Annotated in this window: 22 protein-coding genes and 2 pseudogenes; 14 read left to right on the forward strand and 10 right to left on the reverse strand. The window is 62.8% G+C overall.

The genetic code is table 11. The annotated features are described in order from the left end of the window. Nucleotides 1–2: 2 nt before the first annotated feature. Nucleotides 3–305: pseudogene (locus AB4Z38_RS12125) on the forward strand (FCD domain-containing protein); the annotation flags it as partial. 105 nt (nucleotides 306–410) lie between these two features. Here AB4Z38_RS12125 and AB4Z38_RS12130 read toward each other — a convergent pair. The 9 genes from AB4Z38_RS12130 to AB4Z38_RS12170 form a co-directional block, all read right to left on the reverse strand. Next, nucleotides 411–1,922, reverse strand: coding sequence for an aldehyde dehydrogenase family protein (locus tag AB4Z38_RS12130; RefSeq protein ID WP_441429943.1), 1,512 nt, complete (start codon nucleotides 1,920–1,922; stop codon nucleotides 411–413). Nucleotides 1,923–2,012: 90 nt separating this feature from the next. Continuing rightward, nucleotides 2,013–2,912 (reverse strand): 4-hydroxy-tetrahydrodipicolinate synthase, encoded by a 900-nt coding sequence (gene dapA / locus AB4Z38_RS12135; protein ID WP_441429944.1) that lies wholly within the window; start codon nucleotides 2,910–2,912, stop codon nucleotides 2,013–2,015. A 66-nt stretch (nucleotides 2,913–2,978) separates the two neighbouring features. Next, nucleotides 2,979–3,782 (reverse strand): IclR family transcriptional regulator, encoded by an 804-nt coding sequence (locus AB4Z38_RS12140; protein ID WP_441429945.1) that lies wholly within the window; start codon nucleotides 3,780–3,782, stop codon nucleotides 2,979–2,981. A gap of 131 nt (nucleotides 3,783–3,913) precedes the next feature. Then, on the reverse strand, nucleotides 3,914–4,801 hold the full coding sequence (locus tag AB4Z38_RS12145) for a glycine betaine ABC transporter substrate-binding protein (protein ID WP_441429946.1): 888 nt from the start codon (nucleotides 4,799–4,801) through the stop codon (nucleotides 3,914–3,916). A gap of 38 nt (nucleotides 4,802–4,839) precedes the next feature. Further along, nucleotides 4,840–5,745, reverse strand: coding sequence for an ABC transporter permease (locus tag AB4Z38_RS12150; RefSeq protein ID WP_441429947.1), 906 nt, complete (start codon nucleotides 5,743–5,745; stop codon nucleotides 4,840–4,842). Next, nucleotides 5,735–6,829 (reverse strand): quaternary amine ABC transporter ATP-binding protein, encoded by a 1,095-nt coding sequence (locus AB4Z38_RS12155; RefSeq protein WP_441429948.1) that lies wholly within the window; start codon nucleotides 6,827–6,829, stop codon nucleotides 5,735–5,737. Before AB4Z38_RS12155 ends, AB4Z38_RS12150 begins: the two co-directional genes overlap by 11 nt. After that, nucleotides 6,826–7,251, reverse strand: a complete 426-nt coding sequence (locus tag AB4Z38_RS12160) for an ester cyclase (RefSeq protein ID WP_441429949.1) — start codon at nucleotides 7,249–7,251, stop codon at nucleotides 6,826–6,828. Before AB4Z38_RS12160 ends, AB4Z38_RS12155 begins: the two co-directional genes overlap by 4 nt. A gap of 3 nt (nucleotides 7,252–7,254) precedes the next feature. Then, nucleotides 7,255–7,791 carry a flavin reductase family protein gene (locus AB4Z38_RS12165; protein ID WP_441429950.1) on the reverse strand — a complete coding sequence of 179 codons (537 nt, stop codon included), beginning with the start codon at nucleotides 7,789–7,791 and terminating at the stop codon, nucleotides 7,255–7,257. Nucleotides 7,792–7,801: 10 nt separating this feature from the next. Continuing rightward, nucleotides 7,802–9,184 (reverse strand): LLM class flavin-dependent oxidoreductase, encoded by a 1,383-nt coding sequence (locus AB4Z38_RS12170; protein WP_441429951.1) that lies wholly within the window; start codon nucleotides 9,182–9,184, stop codon nucleotides 7,802–7,804. Nucleotides 9,185–9,396: 212 nt separating this feature from the next. On the opposite strand from AB4Z38_RS12170, the gene AB4Z38_RS12175 reads away from it, so the two are divergent. Both AB4Z38_RS12175 and AB4Z38_RS12180 read left to right on the forward strand, forming a co-directional pair. Then, nucleotides 9,397–9,765 carry a CBU_0592 family membrane protein gene (locus AB4Z38_RS12175; RefSeq protein ID WP_441429952.1) on the forward strand — a complete coding sequence of 123 codons (369 nt, stop codon included), beginning with the start codon at nucleotides 9,397–9,399 and terminating at the stop codon, nucleotides 9,763–9,765. A 210-nt stretch (nucleotides 9,766–9,975) separates the two neighbouring features. After that, on the forward strand, nucleotides 9,976–10,164 hold the full coding sequence (locus AB4Z38_RS12180) for a helix-turn-helix domain-containing protein (RefSeq protein ID WP_441429953.1): 189 nt from the start codon (nucleotides 9,976–9,978) through the stop codon (nucleotides 10,162–10,164). Between the two features lie 51 nt (nucleotides 10,165–10,215). Here the strand turns inward: AB4Z38_RS12180 and AB4Z38_RS12185 are convergent, their stop codons facing one another. Beyond that, nucleotides 10,216–11,037, reverse strand: a complete 822-nt coding sequence (locus AB4Z38_RS12185) for an IclR family transcriptional regulator (RefSeq protein WP_441429954.1) — start codon at nucleotides 11,035–11,037, stop codon at nucleotides 10,216–10,218. Between the two features lie 350 nt (nucleotides 11,038–11,387). Here AB4Z38_RS12185 and AB4Z38_RS12190 point away from each other — a divergent pair, with 350 nt between their 5' ends. The 11 genes and pseudogenes from AB4Z38_RS12190 to AB4Z38_RS12240 form a co-directional block, all read left to right on the forward strand. Beyond that, complete coding sequence (locus AB4Z38_RS12190) at nucleotides 11,388–12,788, forward strand: LLM class flavin-dependent oxidoreductase (RefSeq protein WP_441429955.1); 1,401 nt, start codon at nucleotides 11,388–11,390, stop codon at nucleotides 12,786–12,788. Nucleotides 12,789–12,827: 39 nt separating this feature from the next. After that, nucleotides 12,828–14,159: a flavin monoamine oxidase family protein gene (locus AB4Z38_RS12195; protein WP_441429956.1), complete on the forward strand. Its 1,332-nt coding sequence runs from the start codon at nucleotides 12,828–12,830 to the stop codon at nucleotides 14,157–14,159. Further along, complete coding sequence (locus tag AB4Z38_RS12200; RefSeq protein ID WP_441429957.1) at nucleotides 14,156–14,680, forward strand: flavin reductase family protein; 525 nt, start codon at nucleotides 14,156–14,158, stop codon at nucleotides 14,678–14,680. The genes AB4Z38_RS12195 and AB4Z38_RS12200 overlap by 4 nt, the downstream gene beginning before the upstream one ends. A gap of 45 nt (nucleotides 14,681–14,725) precedes the next feature. Further along, nucleotides 14,726–15,277, forward strand: a complete 552-nt coding sequence (locus AB4Z38_RS12205; protein WP_441429958.1) for a flavin reductase family protein — start codon at nucleotides 14,726–14,728, stop codon at nucleotides 15,275–15,277. Then, nucleotides 15,274–15,693, forward strand: coding sequence for an ester cyclase (locus AB4Z38_RS12210; protein ID WP_441429959.1), 420 nt, complete (start codon nucleotides 15,274–15,276; stop codon nucleotides 15,691–15,693). Before AB4Z38_RS12205 ends, AB4Z38_RS12210 begins: the two co-directional genes overlap by 4 nt. A gap of 91 nt (nucleotides 15,694–15,784) precedes the next feature. Then, nucleotides 15,785–17,371 (forward strand): aldehyde dehydrogenase (NADP(+)), encoded by a 1,587-nt coding sequence (locus tag AB4Z38_RS12215; protein WP_441429960.1) that lies wholly within the window; start codon nucleotides 15,785–15,787, stop codon nucleotides 17,369–17,371. A 97-nt stretch (nucleotides 17,372–17,468) separates the two neighbouring features. Next, a complete protein-coding gene (locus tag AB4Z38_RS12220) occupies nucleotides 17,469–17,708 on the forward strand; it encodes a hypothetical protein (RefSeq protein WP_441429961.1) in 240 nt (79 codons plus the stop codon). A gap of 72 nt (nucleotides 17,709–17,780) precedes the next feature. Beyond that, the gene (locus tag AB4Z38_RS12225) at nucleotides 17,781–18,539 is read left to right on the forward strand and encodes an SDR family NAD(P)-dependent oxidoreductase (protein WP_441429962.1); all 759 of its coding nucleotides are present in this window, start codon (nucleotides 17,781–17,783) and stop codon (nucleotides 18,537–18,539) included. A 36-nt stretch (nucleotides 18,540–18,575) separates the two neighbouring features. Further along, the gene (locus tag AB4Z38_RS12230) at nucleotides 18,576–19,772 is read left to right on the forward strand and encodes an alcohol dehydrogenase family protein (protein WP_441429963.1); all 1,197 of its coding nucleotides are present in this window, start codon (nucleotides 18,576–18,578) and stop codon (nucleotides 19,770–19,772) included. Continuing rightward, nucleotides 19,769–20,893, forward strand: a complete 1,125-nt coding sequence (locus tag AB4Z38_RS12235) for a mandelate racemase/muconate lactonizing enzyme family protein (RefSeq protein ID WP_441429964.1) — start codon at nucleotides 19,769–19,771, stop codon at nucleotides 20,891–20,893. The genes AB4Z38_RS12230 and AB4Z38_RS12235 overlap by 4 nt, the downstream gene beginning before the upstream one ends. A gap of 9 nt (nucleotides 20,894–20,902) precedes the next feature. Further along, nucleotides 20,903–21,623, forward strand: a pseudogene (locus tag AB4Z38_RS12240) (zinc-binding dehydrogenase); the annotation flags it as partial. Between the last annotated feature and the right edge of the window lie 350 nt (nucleotides 21,624–21,973).

The raw sequence follows: 21,973 nt of genomic DNA on the forward strand, positions 1-21,973 counted from the left end.
CCTTCGATGTGACCAAGTCTTCTGTTGCGGAGACCCTGCGTTTGGATGCCCGCGTCCATCAGGGGATCTATGCTGCGGCAGCAAATCCGCACCTGGAAGATGCACTGATCCGCTACGACAACCTGGCCACGCGGATCTGGTGCATGGTCCTGGACCGCCTGCCCGATCTTTCCCGCCACGTGCATGAACACGTCGATCTCCTTCGCGCGGTAATCGACGGCGACGAGGCCAAGGCTGCGGAACTGGCACGAATCCATGTGGACGGCTTCGAGAAGGCTGTCCGGCACGCGCTCTTCGCAGCCTAAAGGCGGATCCGTGCTTTTGCCAGTAGCCTGTGGCCGCCACCGACCCCCCATCCTGCGTTCAGGGCATTGTTGTGGGTCAATGGCGGCCTACGGCGGTGTAAGCGGCTACCGTGCCTTGTTGTGCATTACGTGCTTCGTGCGGGAGTAGTCGTCCAGAGCGTAGGCTGACAGGTCGCGCCCGTAGCCGGAGCTCTTGAAGCCGCTCCAGGGCATTTCGTTGGCCAGCACTAGATGGGAGTTGACCCATACGGTGCCCGCGTCCAGACGGGAGGCCATGTCGTGGCCCAGCTGCGGATTGAGCGTCCACACAGAGGCGGCAAGCCCGTATGGCACCTGGTTGGCCCGGGTCACGGCTTCCTCCTCGCTGGAGAATGTCTCGACAGTGACGACGGGGCCGAAGATCTCCTCCTGCGTGCAGGCGGCCCCCTCGGGGACGTCCACGAGCACCGTGGGGGCCACGAAGTAACCGCGGCCCTCCAAGGCGCCTCCGCCGAGGGCGGCTTTGGCTCCGGCGGCTTTGGCGCGCTCGAGGTGGCCGAGGACCCGCTCGAAGTGGGCCTTCGAGATCATCGGCCCCATTTCGACGTCGGCGCCCGCGGTGGGCTCCCCAACCACCAGGGTTCCCACTTGCTCGACGAGCAACTGGGAGAACCGCTCAGCCACCGACTCGTGGACGAGGACCCGGCAGCCGGCGCCGCACTCCTGCCCCGAGTTCCAGTACCCCGCCGCGCGCAGGGACTCGGCGGCCGCGGCCAGGTCGGCGTCGGCGAAGATCACCACGGGGGCCTTCCCGCCCAGCTCCAGGTGCACGCGCTTGACCGTTTCCGCGGCCGCACGGGCCACGGCCCGGCCGCTGTTGACAGAGCCGGTCAGGGCAATCATGTCCACCTTGGGGTGCTCGGCGAGGCGGGCACCGATGACCGGACCGAGGCCGGTGACGACGTTGAACACTCCCGCAGGCAGTAGATCCGCGATCAGCTCCGCGAAGTTCAAGGTGGTCAGCGGGGTCTGCTCCGACGGCTTGAGGACCATCGTGTTTCCCGCAGCCAGGATGGGGGCGATTTTCCACGCGGCCATCAGCAGGGGATAGTTCCACGGGGTCACCACACCGACGACACCCAGCGGTTCCCGCAGGATCACCGAAAGGTGGTTCTCGGCGTACTCGCCCGCAGCGAGGGAAGTCGTGGCCCTGACGGCCCCAGCCATGAAACGGAACGAGTCGATGGAACCCGCGACGTCGTCCTCGGCCACCATCATCGCCTTGCCTGTGTTGAGTGCCTCCAACCGGGCTAGAAGATCGGCATTCTCGGCTAGCCGGTCGGCGATCGCCAGCAGGATTTCCGAGCGGTGCTTCGGCACGGTGCGGCCCCAGGCCTCCTTAGCGTCGAATGCGGCCTGGATGGCGGCGTCGGCGTCCTCGACGGTGCCCTGGGCGACCTGGCAGATGACGGCCTCAGTAGACGGGTCGACGATGGCCTGAGTCTCGCCGGAGGTTCCCGCACGGAACTGTCCGGCGATAAAGTGCTGGCCCTGGGGCAGCTCCCCGGCGGCAAGAAGGGGGGACGGGTCAGTAGCCCGGCGTACGGTGCCGGGGGCGGTCGTTGCAGTAGTTGTCATAGTCGATCACTCCTGATGGTTGTTGGTGGGATGGGAAATCCAAGGCTTGGCGTGGATGGACCGATCTGAGCTGTCGGGCGTGCGCGTCGTCTAGGCGTATGCCGCATCCAGCTGCAGTTCGCTTATGAGCTTCTGGATGCGGGCCAGGTTGGCGGGATCCAGGTCTGCGATGGGCCGGCGCGGTGTGCCGATGGGGTGGCCGAGCATTCCCAAGGCGGCCTTGACGGCGGGCACGAAGGGGGCGGAGAGGATGGCGTCAATGAGGGGGTAGATACGGTTCCACTCGGTCCGGGCGGTGGTGAAGTCGCCGGCGGCGACGGCCCGGTGCACGGCCACGATCTCGCGCGGCACGATGTTGGCGGTGCCCGCCATGACGGCGGGTGCGCCTTCGGTCAAAGCGGCCAGGATCAAGTTGTCGGCCCCGATGATGGTGGAGATGTGTTCGCTGTGGTGGTGGATCAGCTGGGTGGCCTGTCCCATGTCGCCGCTGGAGTCCTTGATATAGCGGATGTTCTCCACTTCGCGGGCCAGCTTCCCCACGGTCCTGGAGTCGAGGTTGACCCCGGTTGCGCTGGGGAAGTTGTACAGCATTACTGGAAGCTCCACCGCGTCGGCCACCGTGCGCAGGTAGCCTGTGGTCTCGGTGAGGGATAGCGCCTCATAGTATGGGGTGGCCAGCATGAGCACATCGGCCCCGCACTCCTGCGCGTGTCGGGACAAGCGAATGGCTTCGGCCGTGTTCATTGCCCCGGTCTGGGCGACCACCGGCACCCGCCCGGCCGTATGTCTCACAACGGTTTCCACGACGAGGCGTCGTTCATCGTTGCTGAGCGCAGCGAATTCGCCGGTAGAGCCGCAGGCGACGACCCCGTCGACTCCGCCATCGATGGATCGGTCCACGAGAAAACGCAGTTTTGGTTCATCGATTTGGCCGTCGGCGGTAAACGGGGTGGCAAGGGCGGTGAGTACACCGCTGAGCTGGGAAGACATCTAGGATCCTGTCTGCTGATGGTGGAATGGGACATGGTTAGTAGGGGAGGCCTCACGTGCCGGCGGTCACTCGTGGGCTGGCATGGTACTTGTCAACTGCTGAGTGAGTTGCCCTGCGCCGTCAAGCAGGAGCTTGAGGTGGCGCTGTTTTGTGTGATCTGATTCAACGCGTTGCTGGGGTCCGACCATGGCCAAGGCTGCGAACATTTGCCCGACGTTGTCGCGGAGCGGTACTGCCATCGCGAAAAGCCCATCTTCGAGTTCATCGTCAATTTGTGCCCATCCTTGGCCGCGGACGCGGTCCAGTTCTGCACGGAGAGCCTGCCGGTTCGTGATTGTTCTTGCGGCGAGTTTCGGTAGATCCTCCCCGGTCGCTCGGAACACCTGTTCTGGCGTGAGTTCGGCCAGGAGCAGCTTTCCGGTAGCGGACGCGTGGAGGGGCCATCTCATGCCGCGCATGTCGGACATTGTCACAAGGATGGATCTGGGGGACTCTTGGAGCACGAGATCGAACTCGAAGAGGCCCCGGCGCAGGCTCAGCGTTATCGTCTCTCCAAGCTGCTCGGCAAGACTCTTGGCGGTGCCCCTTGTCCGTGCGATCACTCCGGCCGCCGGATCTGCCGATCGTGCGATACGCGCCAGGTCCCAGCCCAGGGAGTAATGGGTGTCCCGCCGGTCAACAAAGCCTTCCTCTTCCAAGGTGAGCAGGAGCCGGAACGTCGTTGGACGGGGCAACCCGACCTTTCTCGCAATGTCCGTGGCCGTGGCTGCTTCAGGACTTCCGGCCAGGGCCCGTAGCACGCTGATAGCTCGTGCTACGGACCTGTTCGCGCTGATCGTGCCCTTGGGTTGGGAGCCCTTATCGCTCACGAGAAGCTGCCTTCCGAGTGGTTGTCTCTGGAGTTAGCCAGCGGCCGTGGACTCGAAGGAGATCTCGCGCCGACCGGCGGAACTGCCCATCAAATGGGTGTTTGGAACCGCTACGTCAATATGATTGCCCTTTACTTGAACCAGCTGTCCGCGGCTTGGCGATTTGCGGGGGTTTCAAGCCACTTCTTGGCGCCTGCGACGGGATCCTTGGCCTCACTGGATGCGAGCATCAGGCTTGCGAACTGGTCGTCGGTGATCTTCATGTTGGACATCCACTTGACGACCTCGGGGTCTTTGGCCGCGAATTTCTTGGAGAGCACCATGTATGAGCCGTCGGGCTTGGGCCATGCGCCGAGGTCGTCGGTGAGCACTTTGATGGGCAGTTGTGAGAAGGCCCAGTGCGGTGTCCACAGCGTCGCCACGAGCGGCTTGTCCTTCGCGGCGGCGTCCTTGAGGGCCGCCAGCGTCGCGGGGGTGCTTCCCGCTACAATGTTGAGCTTGTCGCTTGCCGCGTATTTCTTCAGGACGTCGGGCAGGAGCTTCATCTCGCCGGAACCGGCTTCAATACCGATGATCTTCGAATCGTATTTGGCAGCGTTCTGGACGACCTCCGAAATCGTGTTCTCGGGGACAGACTTCGGTGCGACCAGGACGAGGCGGTCGTTGGCGAAGAAGGGCTGGTCCAGGATTTGGAGCTGGTCCTTGTACTTGTCAACGTAGGTGCCGTGCGTGCTGGGCAGCCATGCGTTGAGGTAGCCGTCCAGGTCGCCGCGGGCGACGGCGGAGAAGCCGGCGGCGAGGTCGACCTGCTTGGTCTGGAGCGTGTAGCCGTGCTCGCTGAGCAGTTCCTGCCAGAGTCCGGTGACGGCGACGGTGTCGTCGTATCCGGCCACTGTGGCAACGGTGATGGTTTTGTCACCGGATTGGGTGTTGGTGGCGCCGGTGCTGACACCGGAACATGCGGCCACGGAGGCGGTGAGGAAGGCACAGGCCAGGAAGGCCCCGATCTTCTTATTCAAGGTGGTCTCCAATATGAGGGGGGTTGGGGTGGGGAGGTTTAGTTGGCAACTGCGGCAGCAGTGGCTGCCGGGGTCGCGGCCGCAGCCTTCTGTTCTTTGCGGATGCGCCTGCGGCGCAGGACGTCACCGAGGGACTGGGCACCGCTGGTGACACGGTCAAGGTAGACCGCAAGGATGACGACGGCGATTCCGCCTTCGAAGCCGCGGGCGGTGTCGAGCTGGGCAACGCCTTGGACGACGACGCCGCCCAGCCCGCCTGCCCCTACCAGCCCTGCGACGACGACCATGGAGAGGGCGAGCATGATGACCTGGTTGACGCCGGCCATGATCGAGGGGAAGGCCAGCGGCAGCTGGACGTCTTTGAGGATGAGGCTTCTCTTCGCCCCGAACGCCGTGGCGGCCTCAAGGAGTTCGACGTCGAGCTTGCGGATGCCCAGTTCGGTCAGGCGGACGGCCGGAGGAATCGCGAACACGATGGTAGCGGCGATGCCGGGGACCGTGCCGACGCCGAAGAAGAAGACGGCAGGGATGAGGTACACGAACACGGGCATGGCCTGCATGAGGTCCAGGATCGGACGCACGACTGCGCTCACGGTGGAATTCAGTGCCGCCCAGATCCCCAGGGGGATACCGATAGCCAGGGAGAACAGCACGGACACGAGCACCACGGCCAGCGTGGACATGCTCTCGACCCAGAGCCCGATGGAGAGGATGAGCAGGAACGCCAGCACGGAGAAGACAGTCAGGCCGACGCTTCGTGTCAGCACAGCAGCCAGTGCTGCCAGCATGACGATGATGACGAACGGGTGCAGTCCGACGAGGGTGTCTTGCACGCCGCCAACGATCCCGTTGACGAGCCAGGCCACGCCGTCGAAGAACCATCCGAAGTTGGCAAGCATCCAGTCGATGACCGAGGCGAACCAATCGCCTATATTAAGACGCATTGCTGAGCCCCTTGGGTGAGAGTGCCGCAAAGACTTCCCCTGCGGTCACGGTTCCGATTGATTCGCCGTCATTGTCGACGACGTCGACCTGGCCGGCGCCTGCCGCGAAGATCGGCAGCAATTCATGCAGGACGGTGCCTTCCGGGACCTGCAAGGCTTCATTTCCGGCAGGCGACCCGGTTGCTCGCGCGATGCTCGTGTGCCGGGCGATCATCCCCGCGGTGAGGACCCTGCTTCGATCGACTTCGGCAACGAATTCTTCGATGTATGGATCTGCGGGGGCTTCGAGCAGGTCCAGCGCAGTACCGCACTGGATGTCCTTGCCCTGTTTCATCACCATGATCCGGTCCCCGAGGTACATGGCCTCGTTGAGATCGTGGGTGACGAAGATGATGGTTTTCTTGAAGTTGCGCTGCAGTTTGATCAGCAGTTCCTGCATGTCCTTACGGATGAGCGGATCCAAGGCACTGAACGGTTCGTCCATCAGCAGGATTTCAGCATCCGTGGCCAAGGCCCGCGCCAGTCCAACCCGCTGCTTCATGCCGCCGCTGAGCTGGTCCGGCATGGCATGGATGCGGTCTCCGAGCCCGACGAGCTTGAGGGCTTCGACCGCCTTCGCTTCCCTGATCTGCTTGTCCACCCCGCGCACCTTGAGGCCGAAGGCGACATTGTCTATCAGCGACTTGTGCGGGAAGAGCCCGAAGTGCTGGAACACCATGTTGATGGTCTGGTTTCGGTAGGCCCGCAGTTCGGTGGGTGCTAATGAGCGGACATCTTTACCATCGACAGAAATGGTTCCGTCACTGGCGTCGATCAGCCGGTTGACCATGCGGATAATGGTCGACTTCCCGGAACCGGACAACCCCATGATGACGAAGACCTGTCCCTTCTGTACCTGGAAGGAGACGTCGTTGACCGCGACGAAGCCCTCCTGTGCTGACTTCTTTCGTAGCCACCCCAGGGACCGGCTCTTTGCTGGGTGGAAGACCTTAGTAAGGTGCTCCACGTGGATGAAGGGCGCCTCAGGGTTCATCGCTTGCCCGGTACGATCGCTCGTCTGTGCTTCAAGTTGCTTGGCGCTCACGGGTTGCTCCTGGTTTGGTTGCCGAGATGCCAGATATTCATTGAGGACAGGAGCTCCCGCGGGTCCCACACGACTGATTCCTCCGTGATGAGACCGTCCTTGTGCCGCATGAACGAGGCGCCGTTCACGGTCACCACGCGCTGGGTGGGCGGAACATCCATGAAGGTGCCGGTGTGCTTTCCATAGCTCTCCCAGTTGATAGCGATGAGATCGGAGTCTTCTATGGCGTACAGGATGCGGACTTTGAAGTCTGAGAATGCGGCATGCGAGTCCTCGATTTGCCGAATCACCTCGGGCAGGCCTTCTTCGCCGGTCTTTGAGTGGCGCACGTAGTCCTTGGCGACGATCCTTTCGAAGGCGCCGGTGTCCCCTTCCCCCCAGGCGCGACTCCAGGCATCGATGATGCGTGACAACATGTTCATTGTTTAGGCTTTCTCGGTAGGTGCAGCGGGTGGCCAGAGGGTGAATTCTCCGAACTTCCCGCCGCGGAACATCAGTGCATCGTCCGAACCGGCCTCCATGGCGGATACCGAGCCGACGATCATGTAGTGGTCTCCGGCAACAACTTCGGAGATCACGTGGCAGTCGATCCAGGCTGTCGAGTTGAGGATTCGCGGAGTGCCGATGGCACTTTCCTCGTAGTCGATGCCGCGGAACTTGTCTTCACCCTTCCGCGCGAGGGCCTTGCAGACGCTGAGCTGCTCGATCGAGAGCATATTGGCGGTGAACCGCCCCAGGGAGCGCAGGGTCGGCCAGGTGCTGGAGGACTTGTCCACGCAGAAGGTGACAAGGGCCGGCTCGAGGGAAAGGGACTGGAAGGTTCCAACGACGAAACCCATGGGTTTACCTTCGTCGGTGAGACCCGTGATTGCCACAACCCCTGTGGGGAGCAGGCCGAGTACCTGACGGTAGTCGCTGGGGGTGATGGCTCCAACGGGAGCCGATGACGTCTCGGTGCTCATCTGGACGCTCCTACAGTGCCTTGGCGGACAACGTGTCACGGTAAACGGCTCCGGGGTGATCTTCGGCTAGTCGTGCCTGGCCGGCGCCGAAGAGATTCTCGCGCAGTGTGGACCCGTCGTACCCCGTGCGCATAAGGCTGCGCCGCTGGAGTTCCGGCACCACGAAATCGGTGAAATCCTTGATGTCCTGGTACTTCACGGCATGGGAGACGTTGAAACCATCGATGCCTGTTTCCTCCACCCAGGAGGCCAGTTCGTCGGCGACCGTTTCGGGACCGCCCACGATGACGGGCGAGGTCCCGCCGATGCCGATGTACTCGGCGATGTCGCGCGGGGTCCATTCCTTGTCCGGGTCCATCTTTGAGAAGATGTCCACCATCGTCTGGCCCGCGTTGGTCTTGACATGCCGCAGGGGAACGTCGGGATCGAAGGTGGACATGTCCAACCCGCTCCACCCGCTGTACCGGGCCATGGCGCCCTCATAGGAGACCAGCTTCCGGTACTCCTCGTACTTTTTCCGGGCTTCATCGTCAGTCGCTCCGCTGATCACAGTGATCATCTGCAGCACGGCGATGTGGGCTGGATTCCTTCCGGCTTCCGCAGCCTGCTGGCGGAGCCGGTCGACCTGTTGCTTCAGTGCCGACTTCGTCAGGGCGTTCATGAAGACGGCCTCGGCCGTGGCTGCCGCGAGGGCGACGCCGCGGCTGGAGCCTCCTGCCTGGAAGATCACCGGGGTGCGCTGAGGAGAAGGCTCGCAAAGGGCGATGCCCGGCACCATGAAGTGCTCGCCCGAGTGTTCGATGGGATGAACCCGCTGCGGATCGACATATGTGGAGGAAGCGGGATCCGCCACAACTGCCCGGTCCTCCCACGACGCCTCCCAGAGCTTAAGGGCAACCTCGATGAACTCCTCGGCTACCTCGTACCTGTCGTCGTGGGCACGCTGGACTCCGGTCCCGAGATTCCTGGCCGCGCTGTCTGCATAAGACGTCACGACATTCCAGCCGATGCGTCCGTCGGTAAGGTGATCGAGCGTGGCGAACTTCCGGGCAAGGGAGTAGGGGTGGTCGTAGGCGGTCGTGGACGTTACGCCGAAACCGAGATGCCTGGTTGCGGCGGCCATCGCGGGAATGACGTAGGAAGGATCGTTGGCAGGGATCTGCGCCGCGTCCTTCAATGCGGCGTCCACGTTGCCGCGATAGACATCGTGATATCCCACGTTGTCAGCGAAGAAGATCCCATCGAAGCACGCCTCTTCCAGCATGCGGGCGTATTCCACCCAGTACTTCAGCGACTTGTACTCGGAGCCCCGGTCCGCCGGGTGCTTCCACAACCCGGCCGACAAGTGGGCCGGACCGGTGAAGTCGAAGGCGAAGAGCCTCATATGCGTCATGGCCACAATATCCTTCTGTTCACTAGATGAACATGTTGATTGCTTAGTGAACACAGCATAGAGTGGCCTGAGTCACAGCGTCAAGAGTCAATTTGAATACCGTGTTCAGAAATGATGATCTAGCGGGGGGGCGCGAATGTATCTGAGTGGCGGGACCATCGTGGCCACTTGCCGCGCGCTGCGGGCTGATGAGTGGACGAGGAGAATCGGCAATGGCCTTATTGGCTGAATTGAGCGGGTGGCTCGGAGCGTTGGCCGTGCTCGCCGGGTATGCGTCCTTCTCGCTCGGGTGGATCGCCAATGGGCGGATCTTCCAAGCTTGCAACCTGTTAGGGTCGGCAGCTCTGATGCTGAATGGCCTCTATCACGACGCCTGGCCCTCGGTGTCCCTGAACATTGCTTGGGCCACAATCTCGTGCGTCGCCCTGATCCGGGCCCTGCGGGCCGAGCGTTCCGTTTTCCCCGGAGGTCTTCGGGCTCCTGCCGCCCGGGCTGAGTCCACGGCGTGCGAAGAATTAGCTCGCGGCGGAGGGGCGGCATGTTCCTCGTCGCCTCACGGCAAAGCGGAGCCGATCCTTTGACGAGGCTCAAGTTGCAATATATATTGAACGCTAGGTTCATTAAATGAACACTTGATTCGCGACGGATTTGCCATGCCGGCCATTCAATGCGACGTCGAACGACGGGCCGATCACCGGCAGCCCGAGAGCGGGATTTCTTATGACCGGTATCCGAATCTACCGGTATTGCCAATCGCTCAGGATGCAGCGAACCACGACAGGAACAATCGCATGAGTCCCCAAGCTTCGCTGCCCGCATGGGCGATCCAACGTGTGGCTACCGTTCTTGAAGCAGAGAACAGGGAAGGGCGGCCAAAGGGGACCGCCGTCGACTTGGCGCGCCGGGCCGGACTCAGCAAGAGCCTTGCGCGACGTTGCCTGAACCAGCTCCGGGACGGCCGGTCGAGGACCATTCGCTGAATTTCAAACAGGCGTCATCCCCGCGCTTCGAAGGGTCAGGCCCGCGGGCGATTAGGCCAGGGCCTTGGCGATTTCTTCCGCGGACTGGCGAAGTTTGTCGATCGTTTCGGGAAGGCGGTCCGACTTGAGTCGCTGCGTGGGCCCGTTGATCGTCACAATGCCAATGAGTTCTCCGGCGGGATCCCTGACCGGGCATCCGACCGCGAACAGGCCGTCTTCGAGCTCGTTGTCGAGGATTGCGTAGCCCTGCTCCCGGACCTTGCCCAACTCGCGGAGAAGTTCGTCCCGGTTGGTGATGGTCTGCAGCGTGTAGGACTCCAGCTTTTTAGGCAGTTCCGCCGCGACTTTTTCGTCGCTCTGCTCGGCGAGAATCAACTTTCCGGTCGCGCTGGCATGCAGCGGGTAGCTTCCGCCTAGGTACTGGTGGGATGCGCTGAGGTAGCGTGAGGCTGAGGCTTCGGCGATCACCTGGTGGTCCCAGTCGCCGCGCACAATGACGAAGCTGAAGGTCTCATTGAGCCTGGCCGCGTACTCGTCCAGGATGGGCTGGATCTTGGCAACCGCGCCCGCATACGGATCGGCCAGCCTGCCCAGGCGCGCGACTTGCCATCCAAGCAGATAGCGGTTATCCACGCGTTCGACAAAACCGGTCTGTTCCAAGCTCAGGAGCAGGCGGAACGCTGTTGGTCGCGTCATCTTAACCGCTTGCGCCAGTTCGGTGACGGTGATGCCTTCCCGGTGGCGGCCGAGTTCCTTGAGCAACACGGTGGCCTTGATGACGGATTTGTTGGTCAGGTCAAAGGGCTCCTGCGGAGTTGACGCCTCGTCGTCCACTGGTGCTTGTTCCGGCGCTGCACTTTGTACCGATGCCATTTCCGCTCCTGCTCCCCGTCCGCTGAAAGGCCCCGACGACCTTGATTACACATCTCATCTTAGGGCCTTTCAAGTTGCGAACCAGGCGTTCAGTCTCAGCTCGCAACGGGAAATCTTCGGTGCGCATTGGCCTTCCCCGGCGGATGGGGAGAAGCGGCGCGCCGGGCGAAAATCCGTTCCGACCTGCGCAGTGTGCGACGCGCCCTATCGTCCTACCTTGACAGTGAGCCACGCTACATTTACATTGAACGCAGTGTTCATAATAAAATTTGAACGTAATGTTCAATAAGTGAACGTTCTCGGAACAAGTTGTCGCCCTGTCCGGCGCAGTCCAAGGAAGCACCGCTGCCATGAAAAACGAACCCCTGAGCCTCTTCGCCTTCGACGTCTTCGCCCCGGCCCACCTCACATCCGGCTCCTGGCGGAACGAAGGCGACCAAGGCCACCGCTATACCGACCTTCAATACTGGACGGGTATCGCCAGGATGCTTGAGGAAGCCAGCTTCGACGGGATCTTCTTCGCGGATAACCTCGGCTACCACGATGTCTTCCGGGGGAACGGGGATGCTGCCCTGCGTGATGCGGCGCAGTTCCCCATCAACGACCCGACCGTGCTGATCAGCGGCATGGCCGCCGTGACGAAGCACCTCACCTTCGGCGTGACCTGCTCGGCCACCTATGAGCCGCCGTATCTGCTCGCCCGCAAGTTCAGCAGCCTGGATCACCTCACCTCCGGACGCGTGGGCTGGAACATCGTCACCTCGTACTCAGAGGCCGCCGCACGGAACCTCGGCAAGGAACAGCAGCTCACCCCCCAAGAGCGCTACGACATGGCCGACGAGTACATGGACGTCGTCTACAAGCTCTGGGAAGGCTCCTTCGAAGAAGACGCCGTCGTCCGGGACACTGCATCGGCCACGTACATCGACCCCGCGAAGGTGCACCAGATCAACCATTCCGGCGAGTACTTCACGGTGCCCGGGTTCCACCTCTGCGAGCCTTCCCCGCAGCGCACCCCGGCCCTGTTCCAGGCAGGTTCTTCCTCCAGGGGCATGGCCTTCGGTGGCAAGCACGCCGAAGCGGTCTTTATCCAGAGCACTTCCGTGGAGGGCGCCAAGCGCACGGTGGCCAGGCTCCGGCAGGCGGTGGCAGAGGCAGGTCGCGATCCCCGCGACGTCAAGGTTGTCATCCTGCTCACCGTGGTGGTGGCACCCACCGATGAAGAAGCCCAGGCAAAGTACCGCAAGGCCGTGGAGAACGCACCGATCGATGGAATCCTGGCTCGCTTCAGCGGTTGGACCGGCATCGACATGTCCACGTACGAGCTGGACGTGCCCTTGAGGTCCGTCGGAACGAAGGCGGGGCAGTCCATGGTGGACATGTTCTCCGCGGCCGACCTAGACCGGGACTGGACCCCGCGCCAGATCGCGGAATTCCTCGCCGTCGGCGGCACCGGGTCCACAGTCATCGGTTCCCCGGAGACGGTCTCCGCCGAACTGCGCCGCTGGCGCGACGAGGCCGACGTCGACGGCATCAACCTCAGCTACACCACCAAGCCGGGGAGCTGGGAAGACTTCATCGAGCTGGCTCTCCCCGAACTCCGTGCCCAGGGGATTGTTGCCCCGGCGCGCTCCGAGGAACAGGAACCCGTCACCCTGCGCGAAAAGCTCTTCCCCGGGCACAAGCACACCTTGGACGGCCACCCCGCAACGGCAGAGCGTGCCAGGCGCCTCACGGACTCCAGCCGCTAAGCCCCAGCCCCAACGGACAGATCAACGAAAGATACTTCAATGACTGAACAGACTGACGTCGTCGTCATCGGTGCCGGTCTTGCCGGCCTCATCTCTGCCCGTGAGCTCGGCAACCGCGGCCACGCCGTGGTTGTGCTGGAAGCCCGGGACCGCCTTGGCGGCCGTTTGTGGACGGAGCGCCGCCTGGGCCAGAACCTGGAGCTCGGCGGCAACTGGCTGCACTGGACCCAGCCCCACGTCTGGGCCGAGGTCACCCGCTACGGCCTGGAGGTCTCCCGGGGTCCGCGCTCGGAGGAAACCTACTGGCTCGCCGGTAGCGAGGTGCGGCGCGGCAACTTGGACGACTTCATGAAGCTGATCGACCCGGGCATGACCCGGCTGCTGGAAGACACCGTGAAGTGGCTCCCCCGACCGGATGCACCACTGACTGTGGAGAACTTGGCAGAGGTCGATCAGTACAACCTGCAGGAAATGCTGGACAAGCTGGACCTCTCGGAAGACGAGCGGAACGCGAACGAGGCCGCCTGGGTCGGCCACTTCAACGCCCCGCTGGATCAGTGCGCCTACGTCAACGCTCTGCGATGGACCGCCGGATCCTCAGGACACTGGCACCTGATGCATGAGGCCTCCGCGATCTTCCGCCTGAAGAACGGCAACGACGGGCTGGCTAATGCCATTGCCGGGGACACCAACGCGGACATTCGCCTCAACACCCCGGTAACCGCCGTCCGCCACAACGCCGATGGAGCCACGATCACTTACGGCGATGGACAGGAAATCCAGGCCAAAAAAGTGGTCATCACGCTGCCGCAGAACGTGCTGCATAAGCTCGACGTCGAGCCCGCCCTGTCCGAGGGAAAGCTCGCACCCAGCAGGGAAAAGACCGCCTCCCAGGGTGTCAAGGCCTGGATCCGGGTCGGTCGTCGAGGAGAACGGGGACCCATCAAGCCGTTCTTCGCGTACTCTGCCCAGGACAAACCGCTCTCCGTGATCCGCACCGAGTTCCTCGGAGAAGACGACGCCGTGATGGTGGGCTTCGGGGCCGATGCGAACCGCATCGACGTCACCGATCGCGAGCAGGTCCAGGAAGCCATCGAGGTCTGGCGCGACGACCTGGAAGTTCTTGAGGTCACCGGTCACAAATGGGGCGAAGACCCATACGCCGAGGAAACCTGGCAGATCCAGCGGCCCGGCCAGCTCACCAAATACCACCTGGCGCAGCAAGCCAGCGAAGGAGCGCTGCATTTTGCCAGCAGCGATACCGCGAACATCTGGGCCGGCTTCTTCGACGGAGCCATCGAAAGCGGCTTGCGCGCCGGCCGGAACGTCCACGCAGAACTGAAGGCCGCCGTACTGGAGGAACAGTCATGAGCGCCCCGGCACTCGAAGCCCGCCCTATCGCCTCGGACCACTACCGGGCCGTCATGCGGCACCTGCCCACCGGCGTTGCCGCCATCTGCTCCACCGATACCGTCACCGGTAAGCAAAACGGCATGATCGTCGGAACGTTCGCCTCCCTTTCAATGGAACCCGCGTTGGTGACGTTCAGCGTCACCCATACGTCCACCAGTTGGCCGAAGATCGCTTGGGTTGATCGGTTCAGCGTCAGCCTGCTTGCTGAAGACCAGCAGCACGTGTGCCGGGCACTCTCGGCCAAAGGCGATGACAAGCTCAACGGCGTGGACTGGTGTGAATCCGATTGGGGTACTCCTCACATCCAGGGCTCGCTCGCGTGGTTCGACTGCAGCATCGAGAGACAGATCGTCGCCGGGGACCACCTGATCGTCATCGCGAGCATCCTCGAAATGACGACCGGTGAGGGAAACCCCCTCATCTTCCATGGCGGCCGCTTCGGCACCGTCCGCGAAAGCACCGTTACGCCGTCCAACTAAACAGAGCATCGCGGCCTTAAGAAAGTAGACAAAAGGAACACCGACATGGATATCACCCCTCCCACCGAGACGACTCCGGACACGGACATCACTCCCGCCTATTACCGCCAGGTCCTTGGCAAACTCCCCACCGGCGTTGTGGCCATCACCGGTATCAACGACGACGATGAAGAACTCGGCCTGGTCGTCGGAACCTTCCAGTCGCTCTCCCTGGAGCCGCCCCTGGTCATGTTCTGCGTCGACAAGTCCTCCTCCACCTGGCCCAAACTTCGCAAACTACAAAGCTTTACCGCGAACATCCTTGCCGATGACCAGATCAGCATCTGCCGTTCACTGTCCCGGAAAGGGCCCAGGAAATTCGAGGATCTGCCCTGCACCCCCGGACCTCTCGGTACCCCGCACTTTGACGGGGCGGCGGCCTACATCGACTGTGTCGTCACTGCGGAAGTCGTAGTAGGCGACCACTACATGGTTGTCGGCGCCGTCACCCATATGAGCGAAGGTAATGGCGACGCCCTGCTGTTCAGGGGCGGAAAGTTTGGCCAGTACCAGCAGATCGAAATCCCTGCCCCGGAAGAAACAAGGAGCGCATCATGAGCATCAGGCAAGAGACAATTCTCAAAGCGTGGAACGGCGCCTGGGGGGACGGGGATCTGGCCGCATTCGAGCGAATCCTGGCCCCCGGATATATTCGCCGGTCCAAGTCCGGGACCGAGGATTACGGCAGCTTGCGTAAGACAATCGAGGCAATGCACACAGCATTCCCGGATTCAGATATCGAGATCCTGCAGATCATCGAAGACGGCGACAACGTGGCAATCCATTGGCGGACCCGCGGCACGCACCAGGGCACGTTCATGGATGTGCCGGCCACAGGCCGGAGCGTCGTCGTCACCGGAGCATCCTTCCTCCGTTTCGACGGCGAGAAGCTTGCCGAGGAATGGGTTGTCTGGGACCCGCGTGAACTTCTCTCGGCACTGGGCATCTGGCACTTGGGCGCCGGAAACGCCTAAGCAGTCAATCCTGCCCTGGCGTCCAACAAGAGGACCCAGCCGCCGACTGCCGGGACCCTGACATGCTTCACCCGCGCAAGGAGGCGCGACAATGACACTTAAAGGACATTCCCTCATCGCAGGGAACACTGTTGCCGGAACAACCGGCACGACGTACGGGATGAACCCGGCCACGAACGAAAAGTTGGAACCGGCCTACACGCTGGTCAGCGACGCTCAGCTCAAATCAGCAACCGACGCAGCCGCCGACGCCTTTGAATCCTTCAGTAACCTACACCCCGAACCGCACGCGCTGTTCCTGGAGAGCATCGCGGACAACATCGAAACCATCGGAGAGGAACTCATCATCCGGGCTTCGGCAGAAACGGGGCTGGGAGCTGAGCGGCTGCGCGGCGAACGCGCACGCACCACCGGCCAACTACGCCTGTTCGCCAACGTGGTCCGCCGGGGCGACTTCCGCGGCGTCCGCATCGACCCGGCCCTGCCGGATCGCGCGCCGCTGCCTCGTGCGGACATCAGGCTCCGGCAGATCCCGTTGGGACCGGTCGCCGTCTTCGGTGCCAGCAACTTTCCGCTGGCCTTCGCGGTCGCAGGCGGTGACACCGCCTCGGCGTTTGCGGCAGGCTGCCCCGTGATCGTGAAGGCACATAACGCCCACCCCGGCACCTCGGAGCTTGTAGGTCAGGCAATCGTGCAGGCCGTCCGCGAGCTCGGCCTGCACCCGGGTGTTTTCTCCCTTGTCTACGGCGCGGGTGCAAGCATCGGGCAGGCCCTGGCCGCCGAGCCCGCCATCAAGGCGATCGGCTTCACAGGTTCCCGCGCCGGCGGCACAGCGCTGATGCGCACGGCCGCAGCCCGCCCCGAACCCATCCCGGTCTACGCCGAAATGTCCTCGATCAACCCGGTCTACGTACTGCCGGGTGCCCTCCGCGGCGACGTCGACACCTTGGCACGCCAATACGTCACCTCCGTCACGGGCAGCTCGGGCCAGCTGTGCACCTCGCCCGGGCTCCTGTTCGTGCCGGCAGGAGAGGCGGGGGACCGGCTCGCCGAAGCCGTCGCCAAGGCGGTCATCGGACAGGCAGGACAGACAATGCTGACCGACGGAATCGCCTCATCCTGGCAACAGGGCTTCGACTCGGTCGAGTCCGTTGCCGACGTTGACCTGATCGCGCGCGGGCAGGCCGGCACCACGGCCAACGCCCCTGCGCCGGCGGTTTTCGGCGCGGACCTTGACGTTTTCGCCGCTAACAGCGTTCTCCACGAGGAGATTTTCGGAGCGGCCAGCCTGATAGTCCGGTACAAGAGCGTGGAGGACCTCCTCGATGCGACCAACAAACTCGAGGGCCAGCTGACCGCCTCCGTCCACGCGACCGGCGAGGACTATGCCTCTGTTGCACCCCTTATCCCGTTCCTGGAACGCAAGGTCGGCAGGATCATCATCAATGGATGGCCTACCGGAGTGGAAGTTGGCCACGCCATGGTCCACGGCGGCCCGTACCCGGCAACCTCCGACTTGCGCACGACGTCGGTCGGCACGCTGGCCATCAACCGCTTCCTGCGGCCGGTCTCCTACCAGAACTTCCCCGAACAGCTGCTTCCGTCGGCCCTGCAGGATTCCAACCCCTGGAAGGTAAGCCGGCTCGTCAACGGCGAGACGGTCATCCCGACGCGCTGAATACCTGAGCCCACGGCTGGCGGCCCCGGAAGTACCTGGTTCACCCAGCGCTCGTCCGGGGCCGAATGTTCACAAATTTTCGAAGGAACTTCATTCCATGCCTAGCACCACACTTGAGGACATCGTGGACACCCTCCGCACCGCCCGGCTGCAGGGCGAGCCCATCGCCGCACCAACCGAAACCTGGCCGGCCCTCGACGCCGATGCCGCATTCGAAGTGCAGAAGATCAACGTCAGCCACGCAGTCGCGAACGGCGACCGACTCGTGGGATATAAGCTTGTCGGCCGCGTTCCGCAGCGCTTCCTGGCGCCGGGGGACGATCTTTCACTTACATGAGTAGCGTGGACAAGATGCGCCACCGGCTGGAAGCTCAAAGATGAGCCCGCGCTGCTCGAGATAGGAAAGCCGATGCAATTGGAAGGAAAGATCGCCCTGATCACCGGCGGCGGTCAAGGCATCGGCCGTGGCATCGTCGATCGGTTCCTGGAGGAAGGAGCGCAGGTGGCGATCCTCCAGCGCCGGCCGCTGGACTCTGAACTGGACAAGCACGCCGGGGTTCTCGGCATCCAAGCGGACGTGAGCGACTCGTCGGCAATTTCCCCTGCGGTGGAACGCGCGGTCGAGCAGTTCGGCGGTGTCGACATCCTGGTCAACAACGCTGGCATCATGTTTGAGCGAAGCGTCTCCGAGATCAGGCCGGAGGAGTGGGACCTGATGATTGCCATCAACATGAGGGCACCGCTGTTCCTGACGCAAGCTGCACTGCCGCACATGCGCCGGCGTGGCGGGGGAAGCATCATCAACATCGGCTCCATTGAGGGCCTCGCGGCCAACCCAAGCCATGCCGCATACTGCGCGTCCAAGGCGGGCATCCACGGAATGACGCGCGCCCTGGCGGTGGATCTTGGCAAGGACAACATCCGATGCAACGCGATCGCTCCCGGATGGATTTCCTCCGAACTGAGCGAAAGCTATCTGGACAGCCAAGCTGATCCAGCAGCCATCCTCGAGGCCCTGAACCGCCTACACCCGCTAGGGCGAGTCGGGCGGCCCGAAGACGTCGGAGACCTTGCCGTCTACCTGGCGGGCGACAAGTCAGGCTTCCTGACTGGCGAGGTCGTAGTGCTCGACGGCGGCAGGACGGCAAGGCTGCCGCTGCCTTTCTGAAACTCTGTGAAATCAAGTACGAATCATTGGAGCGCAATGAACAACAACCAAGTAGTAGCCGGCCTAGACCCCAAAGCCAAAGGGATGAGCCGGATTTCGTTGCCCGAGACCATGGCCGCAGTGTTGCTCACAGGCCACGGCGGGCTCGACAAACTCGACTACCGCACCGACGTCGCCGTTCCCCGCCCACAGCAGGGGGAGGTGCTCATCGAGGTCGCCGCCGCGGCCATCAACAACACGGACATCAACACGCGGATCGGATGGTATTCCAAGGCCGTTGCGTCGGGTACGAACGCCGGAGGCACGGACGGGTTCGCGACTATCACCACTTCCGACGCGGCCTGGTCGGGTGAAGCGATGGCCTTTCCCCGGATCCAAGGCGCGGACGTTTGCGGACGCATCGCCGCCGTCGGTGAGGGCGTGTCCGAGGAACGGATCGGCGAGCGGGTCCTCGTCCGGAACATGCTGCGCAGCTACGTTGGATACCGTCCCTTCGAATGCTGGACCTTGGGCGCTGAATGTGACGGCGGGTTTGCCCAGTTCACCGTGGCCCCTGCCCGCGAGGCTCACCCTGTGCGCTCGGACTGGACCGATGCGGAGCTTGCATCGATTCCCTGTGCCTACTCGACAGCAGAAAACATGCTGCACCGTGCAGGCGTCGGCGCAGAACGGGTCCTGATTACCGGAGCCTCCGGCGGCGTCGGCCTGGCAGCCGTTCAGCTCGCCAAACGCCGTGGCGCTACGGTGATCGCAGTCTGCTCACCGGCAAAGGCAGCCGAGGTCAAGGCCCGGGGTGCAGACCAGACGCTCGACAGGGGCGCCGACCTCTTGGAGGCGCTCGGAAGCAACTCCATCGACGTCGTGGTCGACATTGTGGGCGGTTCCCAAACGGCGCAGCGCCTGGACCTGCTGCGCGCTGGCGGACGCTACGCCATCGCCGGGGCCATCGACGGCCCGCACGCTGACATCGACCTTCGCACCATTTACCTGAGGGACCTCCAACTATTGGGCTGCACCTTCCAGGACGATGAAGTATTCGAAAACCTCATCGGCTACGTCGAGCGCAACGAGATACGCCCCGTTGTCTCCAACACGTACCCCCTGTCTGAGATTGCGCAGGCACAGCAGGACTTCCTCTCCAAGAAACACACCGCAAAGCTCGTTCTCATCCCGCCGCCCGTCACACCCGCAAACACAACACCCGACACAAACGGAACCGAGGCCACACAGTGAAGATCGCACGCATCGAACTTTTCCAGGTAGACCTTCCGTACGCCGGAGGCACATACCTGCTCTCCGGCGGACGCACGTACACCTCGTTCGACTCTTCGATCGTCAGGATCACGTGCGACGACGGAACGCAAGGATGGGGTGAGAGCACTCCCTTCGGATCGACTTACATCGCCGCGCACGCGCTCGGAGCCAGGGCCGGCATTGCTGAACTAGCACCCGCTCTCCTCGGCCGCGATCCGCGCCAGGCCGACCGCATCAACGACCTCATGGACGCCACCCTTGTCGGCCACAACCATGCCAAAACGCCGCTCGATGTTGCTTGCTGGGACATCTTCGGCAAGTCGGTGAGCCTGCCTGACTCCGAGCTCCTCGGAGGCTCCACCGGGATTCCCATGCCCATGATTTCCTCGATTTATGCGGGCGACCCTGAGGACATGCGCCATCGCGTTGCTGAACACCGGGCGCGCGGGTACCTCGGCCATTCCATCAAGATCGGTGCCCTCGACAGCGAAGGGGGACCGGCGCTGGATGCTGAACGGATCGCCGCTTCCTTGGCCGATAAACGTCCCGGGGAATACTTCATCGTCGACGCTAACGGCGGGCTGATCCCGGAAACGGCCTTGCGGATGCTCCGCATGCTCCCGCCTGGCCTTGATTTCGTCCTGGAGGCCCCGTGCGCCACATGGCGCGAAACCATGTCGCTCAGGCAGCGGTGTCCGTACCCGATCATCGTTGACGAACTTGCCCAACAGGACGAGGACATCACGTGGGCCATCGCCAACGATGTAGCCGATGGGATCGGACTCAAGATCTCCAAGGCAGGCGGACTGACGCGGGGAAGGGGCCACCGCGACATCGCTCGCGCCGCCGGACTGACGATCAGCGTGCAGGAAACGGCCGGATCGGCCATCGCCTTCGCCGCGATCGCCCATCTCGGGGCTACCGTTCCACCCCGCATCCTAAGGTGCGTTCTTAATTGCCAGGACATGCTCAGCGTTGACACCGCAAAATTCGACTTCCTCTTCAAGGACGGCGGAGTCCTCCCTCCGGACGTCCCAGGCCTGGGCCTCGATGTCAACGAGGAAGTCCTCGGTGACCCGGTAGCAGTCTGGGGCGAATAGCTGGAGCAAGGAACTGTCATAGCCCTCGGCGAGGGAGCGGAAAGTTTTGCTGTTAGTGACCGGGTCGCCCCGGCGGAAAGCGCTCTGACATATGCCGAGACAAGGTGTTCCCCATACCTCAGGGCATCAGCAACGAGCCGGCGGCTGCACTGCTTTCCCAAAGCATGACCGCCCGGCAGAGCCACACGGTGCTTATCCATGCCGGGGCCGGCGGAGTCGGATCGCTGCCGATTCAGCTTCTGAAGGCCAAAGATGCACGCGTCATGACTACTGTGTCCGATGACGGTAAGGAGGAGGTTGCCCGCAGTGCTGGAGCCGACGTCGTCCTGCGGTATGACGGCTTCGAGGACAAAGTCCGAGAACTCACTGACGGTATCGGGGCCGACTGCGTCTACGACGGCATCGGCAGGGACACGTTCGATGGCTCCCTCGCCAGCGTGAAAATCCAAGGAATGCTCGTCCTGGTCGGTGCAGCCTAGGGGCCAGTCCCTCCGTTCGATATTCAGCGCCTGAATTCCAGCGGTAGCGTCTTCCTGACGCGGCCGACCATGGCCCATTGCCTACAGACCGCTGAGGAACGACGCTGGCGAGCGGAGGAGATCTTCTCGGCCGTCCTTTCGGATGAAATGGTCGTCCGAATCGGGCCACTTATCCGCTGGCCGAAGCTTCCCAGGCTCACCGTGACCTGGAGAGCCGAAAAACCACGGGCAAGGTCATCCTCATCCCCTAGCAGGTCCAGTTGATAGGTAGCGTCGCTTGTCAAGAGGCATAAGTGGGCGGCTCCTGACTTTGGTCGGTGGCCGCTCATTGTGTGCCCGGGGGCGGTCTCCGCGGGGCGTGGCTGCCCGGGCTCCTGAACCAGAACCGGACAGGTTTATGCGTGAAGTGGCGTGCACGCTTCAGGTGCCCCCGATTCGGATGTTCCGGGCAAGTAGTTATGCGGCGAAGGGTACGCGCGTTCATAGCACGAACGTCATGTTTATTTTTCCCATGATTCAGCCAAAAGACTTGCGGGCAATCTGTGACTCGTGTCATGATTTTATCAACGTTCATCTATTGAACGTTACGTTCAATTCAACA

The sequence above is a fragment of the Arthrobacter sp. 2RAF6 genome, assembly GCF_052115205.1.
Taxonomy (GTDB): domain Bacteria; phylum Actinomycetota; class Actinomycetes; order Actinomycetales; family Micrococcaceae; genus Arthrobacter.